Below are 12,556 nucleotides of genomic sequence, written 5' to 3'. Positions count from 1 at the left end.
GGACAAGCTTATGTGGCCATTGTTCGATACATTATTTACGAGTCACGAAGTTTTACGAATAATAAACTAAGTAACGATAATGCCGCGACGGTGGACCGCGTCAACTGAGATAATGTGACCGAAAACAATAGCCTGTTCGCAAGGAGGTTTGGTCCTGGCGATACATTCCTTTACTACGATCGGAGAAGACAATGCATGCTGGATTCAGAGTGGTGCTGGGTATGGTTGTAGGGTTACCCCTAGGATCGCAATTATTGGCTGAAGAGACGTACATCAAAAAGATTAATGTGGATCTCTCAACACAGCTAGTAACTATTGAATGGACGGGGCCGAATGCAGTGGGCAAGGAGGAAGGCCCATTTCATTGTTCGCCTGGTCGAGGAAAAGGAAACGTCGACTGCGATGACGTTGAGACAAGCAAGAAGAAGGGAACGGAGTGTACCCCGAAGGGGACCTTCAAGGTGCTGGGCAAAGATAGACGTTTTAGCACTTCTCCCAGGGCAGAATGGGTCGTGCGATTTCAATCGAAAGAACGCGGCATTGCTTTGCACTACTGGCCGACAGTGCCAAAATATCCGGCTTCTCATGGATGCGTTCGATTGGCCAAGAAGGATGCTGCGAAGCTAATATATGACAATTCGACGATTGACGTCACGGTTGTAAATGTTAGCGGCACGCTTAGGACGGCGCCCAACCACTAGATAGGTCTCATTTGAATACAAGCATCTGTCGCTGGCTCAGCTGGCTCGCTTTACTGTCTGCGACCTGTATCATCCGCAATCTTGGTCTCTCCGTTTTTGCTTTCCATGCATTGCGAATTCCGGGTTATGAAGTCGTAGTATCGCGTGGTGTGCAGCCATTCAGCAGGGGCTGTTTTCGCCCGGCGTTTACCACATTTTTTGAGGAGGGCGGTTCAAATGCCGCTAGTGGATAACTTGTGTGGAGAGAGCTTTTGAAAGGAGTTCGGTTCGCACAACTTAATAGTCGCCTTTCGCTCCGCGAAAGTAGCGTCTCCTAGAACAAGCCGACGTTGGTCCCATGGACTGACGTCGGCTTTTTTCGTTTTATCCCGTTATCCCGCAACCACTTGCGTCAACAGTCGTCGCGCCTGTTTCTCTGTCGTCTCAGACATCCGAGAACCCACTGGCTGACGAGCGCGACCGGATTTCGGTCTCTGGGCCAGAATTCTTACGTTCTCCGTTTCTTAGCCGGTTTGGGTTAGGAGCCGTCGGCACCTCCCTTTCGCTCCAGTTGAGAACCGCGTTTGACGCTGCAAATCGCGATGTTTCCTCTCACCAATTCTGTAGCGATCCACCGAAACGGAGCCCAAACGTCTTTAGACGGGTCATGTGATTTAGAGACGCTGAGAGGATCCTAAATGCTGACTTTCCGGCTTCCTTCGAGGGACGCGGGCGGTTCAGCCGTTGAGTAAGACTTGCCCCACGACGCCGAGTAAGCATCCGAGCACGGCACCGATCGCGGGTGCCCTTGGGTTCTCGACCTTGGACTGGGGTGCCAAATCCTGGAACGTCAAATACAGAATCCCGCTGGCGGCAAACAGCATGATGAAGCCGACGACTCTCAGGTTAACCGATAGGTGAAAGCTTCATTGGGTGTCTTCGTTAGTGGCATAACGACCAAGGTAACGGGGGCGAGGAGAGGACGTCGACTTTAACCTGGACTGCGCCGAGCCCTACCGTTCACCGATTTGTTATTTGGAACCATGACAGATCCGGTGCCGCCAAGGTGGCGTTTCATTTCGGGATGATCTTCACACTCACGGTCAAGCGCTCCATTGGATCATGTTTGCTTGGATCGTCCGTTAAAACTACATCGATTTGATGTTTTTTGGTAGATGTGACAAATCTGGTATAGCGTCGGTGCTTCTCAATAATCTGATGCACGAGGGATCTTTCGCCGTCCTTATCGGGATCCCATTGCCGCGCATTTGCTGGTGGAAACGTGGCATCTGCACCGACCTTCTTCGCGTAGTGTTTCCACACCTCTTCGTATGACCATATTCCGGTAATCCCCGCATTGAGATCAATGTGACGCCCCATGTATGGTTTTCGCGATTGTTCGTGAGTCTCGATGATCCAACTGACTTCCCTGAGATTTCCCGAAGAGTCCTTTTGCGGGAGCTGCCACTCCTGAGCCAGCCTGCGCGCGTCGGAAGGCAATTGCTCCATCGATGAGAGTGTTTGCAATTGGGCGCAACATGGGGAAGCGGCCACGATCACAACGAAATGTGCGACGAGCGAACCAATGTTCTTCATAAGTGAGACTTCCTTGCCAAATAACGGTGGCGGCAACCGAACCGCGACAATGTGGTTTGTGTACAAAAAACGGCCCATCCGCGACTTCGGTTGATCGCATGGTTCCTGGCGCGTGCAATCCGGTCTGCAGCGAAGTTCGCGGCCACTAAGCAACTGCGTCAGTTTAGCAGGTTGGCCCAGTCCCAGCAAAATTCAAGCATGGCTCAATCGCGTATCCTCCGAGCAACCTTACCGCATCCCGACCGCGCACCCAATCCATGAAAGCATCAATTGGAAACGATGCCAGCGTCCAGGAATACTAGACCTCACCGAGCAATTCGCCATCTTCGGAACCCGGTTTCTTTGAGAATGGCATTTCAAGAGTATCAGGTAACTTCCTCTTGCGATGCGTCGGTTTCTTACGCTTCGGGCGACGCCCCATAACCAATGACATGAATCCGATAATCGCCAACGTACCAGAGAACAACCTGATGATTAGGATGCGCCGAAGAGATTTCGCGTTAATCTGAGCGATCGTCGACTTTCCACTTCGTTCACGGCCATACGTCGTCGTGCCATGGCTTGGGTGACTCTGGGGAATCCGTACGGTGCGCAACTCAAGATCTTTTCTGCGTTCCTCTATCGAGAACACTCGATTTACCGGCTTCATCGACGTACGGCTTTGGCCGTAGACAATTGAGGTAGCGAACAACAATACGGCGAGAAACAGACAAACTCGCGAGATTCTTCCCATCAACGGGTCGGGAACAAAAGATGACTCTTTCTTGTTCAACCAGACTCTGACATTCGCGTAGGCAAAGAACATCACCAAGCCAACCAGCCCAGCTATCCGCAGCGGTATCCGCGCTAAGTCGCGAAGCGACGTCATCGTTGGAAGGAGCTGACTCTCTTGTCCGCCGCCGTATCTTTCTGCCCTATTTCGAAGAACATCAAAGCTCGCTGCCCGCATACGATCCACGTCTCGTTTCATCTTGCTCTGGTGCATAACCTGAGTCGACCAGGTCAGGGCGACGTCACCAAAAAACCAGCAGACGACAAAGGCTAGCCCAATTCGTGCGAACAACCGATGTTGTTTCTCCGAAGCGTCCATTTTTCGCTGTATTCCTTAAGTGCTATCTACGGTTAGCCCACAGCATCCCGACTGTGCAACCAATCCGCACAAACCAGATTTTGAAAGCGCCAACGGAAAATGATGCCAGAGCCCAGGAACGTCCCGCATCACCGAGCACGGCCTGAGTGGTTTCCATTTGTGACATTCTTATACCGTGGTTCGTGTGAATGCCATGGTTCTGCACTTGCCTACTCGCCTTCAACGCCGCAAATCTCGGAGAGTGTCTCGATACTACCGTAACCTCGGTCAGTCCCACCTCCAATGTGTAACCAGTTGGATATGGAAATATCGTTGACCGCCGCATATTTACCGGAGCGCATGTCAGCGAATTTCGCATCTCGCTTCACGGGATCAATAAAGATGCGGTCGATAACTTGAATTTGCATGCGTTTGAAATGAGGTGCTGAGCATGTCCCTGGATTCTGCAAGAGCCAACCAAAATGATTGCGAATTGTGTCCGGAGTTGGCGTGCTGTCAGCGTTCAAGCGACCCGCTATTTTAAGCGGGTAGTAATATGGCAAGAAGTCGAAGACATAGCCACATGCAACGATTGTGGCGGCACCCCAGTCGGCACGCTCCCAGTTCGCCTTGGTAAAATAAGGATTGAAACAACCACCGGTTTCGACGATTGGATACACAAATACATCTCCTACGCGCATCAGCAAAGGTTGAGGCTTAGAAAGTGTCTTTCGTGGTTTCGACTGAACGGGGCTGCGAAGCTTGTCGCGTAGCTTAATCAGCGATGCTTGCCGCTTCTTCTGTTCACGTTCGGACATCTCTAAGTGCTGCGGAAGCAAAGCATCCTGCTTGAAGTCGATGATCTCTATCGCTTGCCTAAATACGCTCGGTGCATCAATTCCTTTTTTGTGAAATTGATCGGCAAGCACGAGCCAGAAGACGGTGAAGTCTTCATTCTCGCGTTGCGCGCTTGCTTCAGGATATGCGTCTTTCAGTATTGCTAAAATCCGTTGCTCGTCGAAGGGAAGACGCGATATTGCCGCAACAGTTGATTTAAGATCCTTTGCAATATCGCAGGCGTAAAGGCCAGAACCCCAGGTGCCCATTTCTTATCAATCCGGATGAATGTGTTTAGCTAGCAGAACGTTAGGATTCACGGGGTCGGGCAGGGGGAAGTTTGATCTGTCAAAACGCGCGACGCCCGACTCCCGTGCAATCCATTTGTTATCTGGCTCATCAGGGATGTTGAGTCGTTGATTCGTCGAAGAATGTATTGGGTGTTGGACGTTCCTTCCGGTGAGAAGGATTTTGGCGGATGCTGGGAAGGACGGCCAACACCGCCATTCGTGCCACCGAGCGGATCGGTCACATTTGCCCCACCGCCGTCCGGATCGGATTCGAAATTACCAACCGCCCCAGACGTTGAGCCAAATCCCGTCGCGTCCATTGGGGTGGTCGTGTACATCAGATGGTCATCATATAGCTTCACGATGGCTTGACCAACAGCATGAGGAGCTTTGCCCTTACGGCGAACGAACGATACGGGGCTAGTCTGCTTGTTGTAATCAACGTTTTCGACAGTGCCCTGAATCAGCCTTCCACCCTTGAACAGCGCCCACGTATTGTCCAAGATTACGAGCTGCATTGCTGATGACTCATCGTATGTGGTGATACGATCCGCCTCGATTGCCGCCACATATTCCCATGTGCCGTTGAGTTGAGTAGCCGGATCACCAGCGCAACTCGGCGTACCAGCGAGGGCAACCAATGAGAGGCAGACGCTTAGAATCATCTTTCGCATTTGAATTCTCCGTGCCAGATAACGGGAGCGATATGCGGGCGGCGGGAGCGGACTTGCAAGCAGACGAGAAGGGCGACCACCGCCGCTCCGTCACCATCGCATGGTTCGCCCCGCATTGTCAGCAGCGGGAATAGTCAAATTCTGGCGTTTGATTCTGAATCAGCTCGCCAAAAATCCAGTCTAACATCTCTGAAAACGAACCGACAACGTGCGACGCTCCACTCTCGTGCGACAAATACCCGGCATCGCCCGATGAGTTGCAAATCATCATGTCGCCGCAGGATGAGTTGCCGAATACCCTCGTTGCATCAGCGGGAAACGTTGGATTTGTTGACGGTGTCCCGTAGTCGTCGACGGAGATTTGGTTGCAATAGGGAACAATGCCGCCAGCAAAACCGATTGAATCCCAATGCGCCATGGACAGGCAATCGTAAAACGACGTGAAACGGTCGTCGTCACAGTCCGCAGTCGGCGCGATAAGCATGCAAGCGTATTGGGCGGGGTGAAACCATTGGAATGCAGCAATCGTCGCACGTTCCATCATGTACGTGTCAGCGAGCAGCAGAGTCCAGCGACCGTCGGCGACAAAGTTGGCCAGATAGTTACGCAGGCTGGGTATCGCTGTCCGTGACGCGATTTCAGAAAAGTACGCCGCTGGATCGCGGAAAGCATCCCGAACGGAATCGGTGATGATGTCGCGATGCGAGTCCGGCACGGAAGCTAAGTCGTCGCCGTCAGCGAGGACCAATGTTGTGCCGCCACCGTCGTTGGGTCGTGTCATCATTTGAATTGGGCGAACGTCCAAAATCACCCGGCGGCGACGAGAGATTTTCAATTTAAAAACGCCCGACTCCGCCGCCCGGGTGCATTTGCTTGTTATACGTTATTATGAACATTGCCATGAGAACGCGAGAGTTGACCGATGCTTTGAGCACCGAAACAAAAACGCGATGCGACTTCCAAATGAAGCGAGCTGAAACACAAACTTCATCGGCTGACTACACGTTGGGCAGGCAGGGTAGTCGGCGCCCTGAATAAAGCCCGGCCACCCACCAAGTTTCTCGCCCATTTGAGTAAGTGAGTCATCTTCAAGACAGATGAAGTTGGTTTCTTCGTCAGTGAACGACACGCCTTTCAGCTTTATGGCATCTTCGTAACTGGGATACTCGGTGGTAGCACTCCATTCAACGATCGTCTTCGGCTTCAGTGAATTCGCGGACCGGGGCTTCTTGACTGCGGCTGAATCAGCTTTCGGTCGGTAGTGGCGGGCGCAAAGATGCATGCCGTATGGCGAGAACGGATCGTCGCCAAGTTCGTCGCAATACGTGTCTGAAGTGGTGCAGTAGAAAACTTGGAATAAGCCAGTTCCGCTGGGACCACATGTCAGGCGGCTTGTTTCTTCAAGGTTCAGTTGGAACAAAAACTGCATTGGGTTGTCGCAGTGTCCACAGAGAGGCCAATCATCTGCAGTGTCAAGCCAAGGTACACCACCGATTTTCGATGCGGCAGGAGAGCCGCCGCCGCGTTTCAGCTTCGCGACGTACGTTTCGCGAGCGTGACGCTTCAACTTTTCGCGAACCGTGTCAGCGAACATCTTTCTCTTCTCGTATAACGTCCATGTTCACCGGGTCGCGGCAAACAGCATTGATTTCAAAAGCCGCGCGACCCGCGACTCCGTGTGCAGTACGCCCAGCATGGGCGTGATCTTGTGGGGTGCAAGTCCCCTGTACTTAGTTCCGGTTTCTTTCGAGGAGTCAGTATACCAAATGAAATTCTAACGAAAGAACAGTACGAGGCGAGGGCAACTGCGGGGAGGTGACGATCCGTGGGAAGGCAGCCTGCGAATGTGACCGTAAATCTGGCTAGCCGCCGAGAACAGCTTCGATCGGGCAATAACCGAATCGGACGAGCTTCAAAGCTAAAACCGTCGTCAGACACATTCACGCCAAGACCCGCCAGGCTACGAACAGAAACCCGATAGGAGGCCGACGTCTACAGGTGAGCAGGCTGCTGACTGCGAAACCGAACCGGAAGAGTGAGCGCAGGTAGATCGGGAGCTTGGGCGGGGACAGATCACGAAAACCCTTATCTGGGGAGAACTCCAGGCGTACCCGTGAGTAGGGCTTGCCCGAAAGGCGGGGCGGAATGCGGTAACGCATGACGTGCCTGGAGAATGCAGCAGAAGTTGTAGTACCGATCCGCCAATTCCAATGGCGACGGGAAGAACCGAACGTCAACAGTCAAGGAACGAACCACCGATGACCTCAGAGAATCCGAACGCAGAGCAACTCGTCTTCGACTTTGTCGTAGTGGATGACGCTGCGCCAAACATCCCGACGGATGATTCGGCTCTGGCGGCCATCGAGAAGTCAGCCTTGGGCGATGATGCTCACAATCTGATGGAAGCAATTGTCGATGAAGTCAACATGGAAATGGCTTGGGCAAGAGTGAAGGCCAACCGTGGAGCCCCTGGGCCCGACGGAATAACGGTCGACGACTTTCCCGAGTGGTTTGCGCCGCGTTGGCAAAACATTCGTCGACAACTACTCGATGGCACCTATCGTCCGGACCCTGTCCGGCGGGTGGCCATCCTCAAGCCCGATGGCGGCACGAGAGAGCTCGGAATTCCAAACTTGCTCGAACGCGTCATCCAAACCGCCATTGTGTTAGTCCTCACGCCGATCTTCGATCCGGGATTCTCTGAATCAAGTTTCGGTTATCGACCTTATCGCTCGGCGCAAGATGCAGCCAAGCAGGTGCAGAAGATCATTCGCAGCGGTCGACGCCGATGCGTCGATATGGATCTGTCGAAATTCTTTGACCGAGTCCAGCACGACGTGTTAATGGCACGCGTGAGCCGCAAGGTTCACGACAAGCGACTGCTCAAACTGATCGGACGATACCTGCGAGCCGGAGTGATGATCGATGGGTTATGTCAACCTAGCGAAGAAGGAACGATGCAAGGAGGTCCGTTGTCACCACTCCTTTCCAACATCTATTTGGATGATCTGGACAAGGAACTGGAGCGGCGTGGATTGCCTTTCGTGCGGTATGCGGACGACTTCGTGATCTTCACCAAGTCGGATGTTGCTGCGCATCGTGTTTACGCGAGCGTTGAGCGATTTCTGACGCTGACGTTGAAACTGCAAGTCAATCACGACAAGAGCAGCGTCTGTAAGACGCAAGAGCTTGAGTACGTGGGCTACGAATTCCGTGGCTTTGGCGGACAGTTTCGCGTGAGTCGAAAGAAGCTCGACGCATTCAAACGGCGCGTCTCGGAGATCTTTCGTAGAAACCGAGGTGTGTCGATGAAGAAGCGTTTCGCGGAGTTCCGTTCTTATGCAATTGGTTGGCTTGGGTATTTTCAGTTAGATCAAGTCAAGACAACTTTCAGTACGCTCGACAAGTGGCTTCGGCGACGGGTTCGGGCATGCTACTGGAAGCAGTGGAAGAAGTCGAACACTCGGCTTCGCAACCTGATATCCTTGGGCTTGTCGTACCGGGACGCCCGTCCGTTCGCGTTTAGCGGCAAAGGCCCGTGGCGTCTATCCAAGACGTCGGGAGTCCAGCGTGCGTTATCGAACGAGCACCTGAAAAGTGAAGGCTTACTGAGTCTATTAGAGCGTTGGCAACAGCTTGCATCCTCGCGGCGAATCGCCTAGTGCGGACCCGCATGCTAGGTGATGTGGGAGGGGCCCCGGAGCAATCCGGGCCCCTATCCCGATTGGCTTTGTTATGTGCCTTCATTGAACTGTCCAATTTGTACACAATTCGCGCCTAGCTGCGCAAGTGCATCGAGCAACTCTTCGAACGATTCTACGGGAGCCGTGCCGAGATCAATCGACACCTGTGCGTAACCGTCCCCGTCTTCAGGATCAGATAGAAAGTGAACGCCACCGAGCAATTCAGCGTCAGTGGGGTCGCTTTTTTGGAACCAACGCACGAACCAGTCTCGAATTGGCATCCAATCAGCATCGGGTTGCAAGCCGAAAATCCGCAATTGCACCCAATTCCATTGAAACGGCCGCAAGTCAATATTTAGGTTGCTTTCCGCCCAATCGAACGCAATAGGTTCGAAAGACAGCATCCCATCAGTGTCAATTCGGAGTGAATCTGTAACAGCGCCATCGCGGATCATGAGTAGATCGCTGCGTGCTGGAAGGGCAAGTTGGCCTTCAGTTACCACGTCACCATCTGCATTGCAGAATGCGGGCTCGTGCGCAACTGTTACGTCATCAGCAGCGGAGTGCTCGTTGATCGCGTCGATGAAACGGTTGACGTAGTAGTCACGGATTTGATCGAGGAGTTGTCCAAGTGCCATGCAGTCTCCGGTCACATAACGGCGGCGATGTGCGGGCGGCGAAGGTTAATTGACCACTTCGAAAAGCGCTGCCGCCGCTCCGTCACCATCGCGTGGTTCTGCGTTTTTTGTAGCTACTGCAATTCCGCCCAGCTGGCGTCGACGCTATCGAAATCATCTCTGCCGACATCAAGCCAATTCGTTAGCCATTCTATCGAAGGGAAGAATGGGTGGCGGGGGAAATCCAGGCTGGTGTCATCAGAATACACGAAGAATCCTGGGTCGTCCGTGTAGGTGACGAGGGAAATCGTATCGGGATAGTACATTTGTCTCGATACTCCGTTGGTCGTTGCGGTGTAGGAGCGGCGAATGCCTCGTAGTTTTGCACGTACGCACGGGACACGTGCCGAATGCTCATCAAGCAATGCGAAGAATTGATCGAACGCCTCCGATTCGATTGACGTTTTGCTGAGGATCATGCTGTGCCAGCCAAACGTCGGTTCACTGAAATGCAGGCGATAGGCAACCCAGTCTTGGAAGTCGGCAGGCAAAGAAAAAGCTTTGTCGGCGACACGGTGCTCGATTCGCGCAAACTGATAGCCACCGAGGAAGTGATAGAGGCCAGTCAGCGTTTTAGTACCAACGTAAAGGGCAGGACGTTGTCGTATGTCGTCGAGCATCAATCCTTCATCGCAGAACGCTAGGGTTGACCGGGGCCAAGCGAAAGATCAACCATTTTCAAAAGACGCTTTCGAGGCCTCCGCGTCCAACCCATGGTTCTGCTTATAGCTTGATCCATGACTCAAACATAAAACTGCCAGCTTGATGGATCACCTGCGACCGAAGCACACTCTCGACCGAGTTCATCACGCCGTTCGCGCCATTCCGGACTCCTGTAGCGGGCTGCATGATGAATCAACGCCGCCAGGAACCGACTGCAGTCTTTTGCACAGGTCGAGATTACATAGTCTGGTGCGGCGTGATCGTAACATGCAATTGAACCGCTGTCTAACAAGACTGGGTCTGCCTCCCACCATCCTATCAACACTCCGTTCGCGGTCTGCTGCGGGCAATCTGAGAAGCGAAAGTTTGGTAGTTGTACTGAAGTGCAATCATAGCGATTCAGTAGGTCGAAAACCGGATTTGCGGTGCGAAGTGCTTCGGAAGGGTCTCGCCTTGGCACACACATGAAGGCCGACTTGATGTCTTGGATATCGTTCTCATTCAGCCCGTGCGATTGCAATTCCGCCTCCGTCGGGCAGAGCGCAGCAAGCGAGTCAACGAATTCATCCGCGGTCATTGGAATCTTGAATGAGGTGACGACGCAGCATTTTGTAGCAGAACGGTGGGCATAACCGGGTCGCCGCGAACCGGTCTCTAACGGCCATTAGACACGATCGGCGACTCCGCGTTCATGCCATGGTTCTGCGATTTAAGTCGAAACGCTACGGGCCACGATAGTATCACAGAAACGGCATGTTCCAAAAACCAGATCAACGTCTGACGAGTAAGTCCCCCAGTGTGAATTAGGGGCGAGTGCGCGTGAGCACGGCGCAATGCAGAAGATGTCAATGCGGCACGACTTCCCGTGATACAAACAGTCAAGATTATGGCATTCGTTATCAACGTCGCCCTGGAACGTTCGCAGATTGGCCCCAGTTCGCACGGACGAAAAGGCATCGGTTGCGTCAAGCAATTCACGGTCAGTAGCACTGGATTCGTAAGAAGGGTAGGTCTCCGAAACAGCGATCGCACGTGCCTCGTCATACGTGAATGCGACCAAGTTGGCGCGGAATTGCGGCAGAAACGTTGTTTCGATCATTGGCCGCTTGCTGGTTTGATATCGCGAAACATTGACGATCTGGATCGCCGAGTCCGACTCAATGCGGTACTGCAAAGACGGGAAATCGGACGCGAAAGGATAGTAGAGCGGCAGAGCGTCGTGCGGATAGTTGCCGAGCGGGAAATCTGCGGACCGGGCATCAAGCATTGCGACTAGGTGCAGTGGTTGTTTCCAGTGCTTGGGGTGAGCGCCCTCGTGACGGACATCGCCTCCGAACGCAGACGTACCGTCATCCGCTCGGACAAGCCGAGCGGGGTGGACATCAAGTCTATGTTTGAGGTTGCTCATGTAGCAGAACGTTACGGTTTTGCGGGCGGCGGAAAACGACGCGCAAGCAGAACAAAAAGCTAGCCACCGCCGCTCCGTAACAACCGATGGTTCCCCGCTGCGTTGCCTATGGACGGTGTTACTCCCAATAGTTTTCCCAGTCGTCCGCAAACGCCTGCTTGAGTGTTTCCATGTATGCGTTGGTTTTGATTTTTACCATCCAGACTTGACCATCGGAATGCCCCTTGCAAACGACGCCTTCGGTGACGTCATACTTCCCTTCCCGCACGTCATGCGTGAATCTTCCCGTCAATTTGCCACGATAAACAACACGAGCAATGGGAAGCGATTCAAAATCGTCGACAAAGGTCTCCGGAGGTAGAAATCGAGAATCGGTTTGAATGTCGAATAGCACGAGTTGCTTTTCGTCAGTCCCACGATGTTTGCCTGCAAACGAATTTGGGCCCAAAAATTCAGTGAACGCGATGATCTCGTTTGAATCGAAGTAATTAAGTTTGTGCAGGACCTCAGTAAGAGCATCAGAAAGTGAATCGAGGAACAGTTGCGCAGCATGCTCAAGTCCTGCATGAGCAGCAGCGAATGCTGCGATGCCAGACGCATCCAAGTCAAAGCGGTCGCGGCGCGTTCCGAATGCGTGCCAGCCAAGTTCACGGTCCCAGACCCAATGCAAATTTGTCCCGTCGTACTTCTCGAATGCGATGCAGCGTGCGAACGGCGCATCACCGCTGCCGGGCATTTTCGGGTAAACGAGTTTGGTTCGCGCCAAGTCACTTGTTCGGTTTGAGTTATTATGTCGGGGAACGGCGGCGATAACCGAGACGTGGCGAACGACTCACCACTTCAAAAAAACTCGGCTCCGCGTCTTCGGTTCATCGCATTGTTCCCCTCTTTGTCTGTGGCGAAGACAATTCGATCGATCCGATGAACGTTGAACCAATCATATCGAGCGCAACGTGAGGCGGCAAATCCGTTGAAACCC

The 12,556-nt window shown here is 53.1% G+C and carries 14 protein-coding genes; 2 read left to right on the top strand and 12 right to left on the bottom strand.

The genetic code is table 11. The annotated features are described in order from the left end of the window. Window positions 1-191: 191 nt before the first annotated feature. Entirely contained in the window at window positions 192-701 is a 510-nt protein-coding gene (locus tag SH528x_RS10775) for a L,D-transpeptidase (protein ID WP_442510530.1), read from the top strand. Window positions 702-1,417: 716 nt separating this feature from the next. Here SH528x_RS10775 and SH528x_RS10770 read toward each other — a convergent pair. From SH528x_RS10770 to SH528x_RS10740, 7 genes are all read right to left on the bottom strand, one after another. Further along, window positions 1,418-1,564, bottom strand: coding sequence for a hypothetical protein (locus SH528x_RS10770; protein ID WP_442510529.1), 147 nt, complete (start codon window positions 1,562-1,564; stop codon window positions 1,418-1,420). Between the two features lie 190 nt (window positions 1,565-1,754). Then, window positions 1,755-2,276: a hypothetical protein gene (locus SH528x_RS10765; RefSeq protein WP_442510528.1), complete on the bottom strand. Its 522-nt coding sequence runs from the start codon at window positions 2,274-2,276 to the stop codon at window positions 1,755-1,757. A gap of 298 nt (window positions 2,277-2,574) precedes the next feature. Then, on the bottom strand, window positions 2,575-3,144 hold the full coding sequence (locus SH528x_RS10760; protein ID WP_442510527.1) for a hypothetical protein: 570 nt from the start codon (window positions 3,142-3,144) through the stop codon (window positions 2,575-2,577). A 431-nt stretch (window positions 3,145-3,575) separates the two neighbouring features. After that, window positions 3,576-4,451, bottom strand: coding sequence for a hypothetical protein (locus tag SH528x_RS10755; RefSeq protein ID WP_442510526.1), 876 nt, complete (start codon window positions 4,449-4,451; stop codon window positions 3,576-3,578). Between the two features lie 47 nt (window positions 4,452-4,498). Then, window positions 4,499-5,146 (bottom strand): hypothetical protein, encoded by a 648-nt coding sequence (locus tag SH528x_RS10750; protein ID WP_442510525.1) that lies wholly within the window; start codon window positions 5,144-5,146, stop codon window positions 4,499-4,501. Between the two features lie 118 nt (window positions 5,147-5,264). Beyond that, on the bottom strand, window positions 5,265-5,930 hold the full coding sequence (locus SH528x_RS10745; RefSeq protein ID WP_442510524.1) for a hypothetical protein: 666 nt from the start codon (window positions 5,928-5,930) through the stop codon (window positions 5,265-5,267). 102 nt (window positions 5,931-6,032) lie between these two features. Further along, window positions 6,033-6,740 (bottom strand): DUF1963 domain-containing protein, encoded by a 708-nt coding sequence (locus tag SH528x_RS10740; protein WP_442510523.1) that lies wholly within the window; start codon window positions 6,738-6,740, stop codon window positions 6,033-6,035. A 664-nt stretch (window positions 6,741-7,404) separates the two neighbouring features. On the opposite strand from SH528x_RS10740, the gene ltrA reads away from it, so the two are divergent. After that, entirely contained in the window at window positions 7,405-8,808 is a 1,404-nt protein-coding gene (gene ltrA / locus SH528x_RS10735; protein WP_442510522.1) for a group II intron reverse transcriptase/maturase, read from the top strand. Window positions 8,809-8,879: 71 nt separating this feature from the next. Here the strand turns inward: ltrA and SH528x_RS10730 are convergent, their stop codons facing one another. From SH528x_RS10730 to SH528x_RS10710, 5 genes are all read right to left on the bottom strand, one after another. After that, entirely contained in the window at window positions 8,880-9,467 is a 588-nt protein-coding gene (locus SH528x_RS10730) for a hypothetical protein (protein ID WP_442510521.1), read from the bottom strand. A gap of 113 nt (window positions 9,468-9,580) precedes the next feature. Continuing rightward, a complete protein-coding gene (locus SH528x_RS10725; protein ID WP_442510520.1) occupies window positions 9,581-10,126 on the bottom strand; it encodes a hypothetical protein in 546 nt (181 codons plus the stop codon). Window positions 10,127-10,248: 122 nt separating this feature from the next. Continuing rightward, on the bottom strand, window positions 10,249-10,746 hold the full coding sequence (locus SH528x_RS10720) for a hypothetical protein (RefSeq protein WP_442510519.1): 498 nt from the start codon (window positions 10,744-10,746) through the stop codon (window positions 10,249-10,251). A gap of 132 nt (window positions 10,747-10,878) precedes the next feature. Then, window positions 10,879-11,577, bottom strand: a complete 699-nt coding sequence (locus tag SH528x_RS10715; protein ID WP_442510518.1) for a hypothetical protein — start codon at window positions 11,575-11,577, stop codon at window positions 10,879-10,881. A 118-nt stretch (window positions 11,578-11,695) separates the two neighbouring features. Then, window positions 11,696-12,343: an RNA ligase family protein gene (locus tag SH528x_RS10710; protein WP_442510517.1), complete on the bottom strand. Its 648-nt coding sequence runs from the start codon at window positions 12,341-12,343 to the stop codon at window positions 11,696-11,698. Window positions 12,344-12,556 lie beyond the last annotated feature (213 nt).

The sequence above is a fragment of the Novipirellula methanifontis genome, assembly GCF_052161655.1.
In the GTDB taxonomy this organism is placed as follows: Bacteria; Planctomycetota; Planctomycetia; order Pirellulales; family Pirellulaceae; genus Novipirellula.
Note: the sequence above shows the minus strand (reverse complement) of the source record. Positions and strands in the feature narration are given on the sequence as shown.

Coding starts and splice junctions, on each gene's coding strand:
- SH528x_RS10715 (WP_442510518.1), bottom strand. CDS start 11,577: ATGAGCAACCTCAAACATAGACTTGATGTCCACCCCGCTCGGCTTGTC.
- SH528x_RS10770 (WP_442510529.1), bottom strand. CDS start 1,564: ATGCTGTTTGCCGCCAGCGGGATTCTGTATTTGACGTTCCAGGATTTG.
- SH528x_RS10730 (WP_442510521.1), bottom strand. CDS start 9,467: ATGGCACTTGGACAACTCCTCGATCAAATCCGTGACTACTACGTCAAC.
- SH528x_RS10720 (WP_442510519.1), bottom strand. CDS start 10,746: ATGACCGCGGATGAATTCGTTGACTCGCTTGCTGCGCTCTGCCCGACG.
- SH528x_RS10725 (WP_442510520.1), bottom strand. CDS start 10,126: ATGCTCGACGACATACGACAACGTCCTGCCCTTTACGTTGGTACTAAA.
- SH528x_RS10775 (WP_442510530.1), top strand. CDS start 192: ATGCATGCTGGATTCAGAGTGGTGCTGGGTATGGTTGTAGGGTTACCC.
- SH528x_RS10750 (WP_442510525.1), bottom strand. CDS start 5,146: ATGCGAAAGATGATTCTAAGCGTCTGCCTCTCATTGGTTGCCCTCGCT.
- SH528x_RS10755 (WP_442510526.1), bottom strand. CDS start 4,451: ATGGGCACCTGGGGTTCTGGCCTTTACGCCTGCGATATTGCAAAGGAT.
- ltrA (WP_442510522.1), top strand. CDS start 7,405: ATGACCTCAGAGAATCCGAACGCAGAGCAACTCGTCTTCGACTTTGTC.
- SH528x_RS10745 (WP_442510524.1), bottom strand. CDS start 5,930: ATGATGACACGACCCAACGACGGTGGCGGCACAACATTGGTCCTCGCT.
- SH528x_RS10765 (WP_442510528.1), bottom strand. CDS start 2,276: ATGAAGAACATTGGTTCGCTCGTCGCACATTTCGTTGTGATCGTGGCC.
- SH528x_RS10760 (WP_442510527.1), bottom strand. CDS start 3,144: ATGACGTCGCTTCGCGACTTAGCGCGGATACCGCTGCGGATAGCTGGG.
- SH528x_RS10740 (WP_442510523.1), bottom strand. CDS start 6,740: ATGTTCGCTGACACGGTTCGCGAAAAGTTGAAGCGTCACGCTCGCGAA.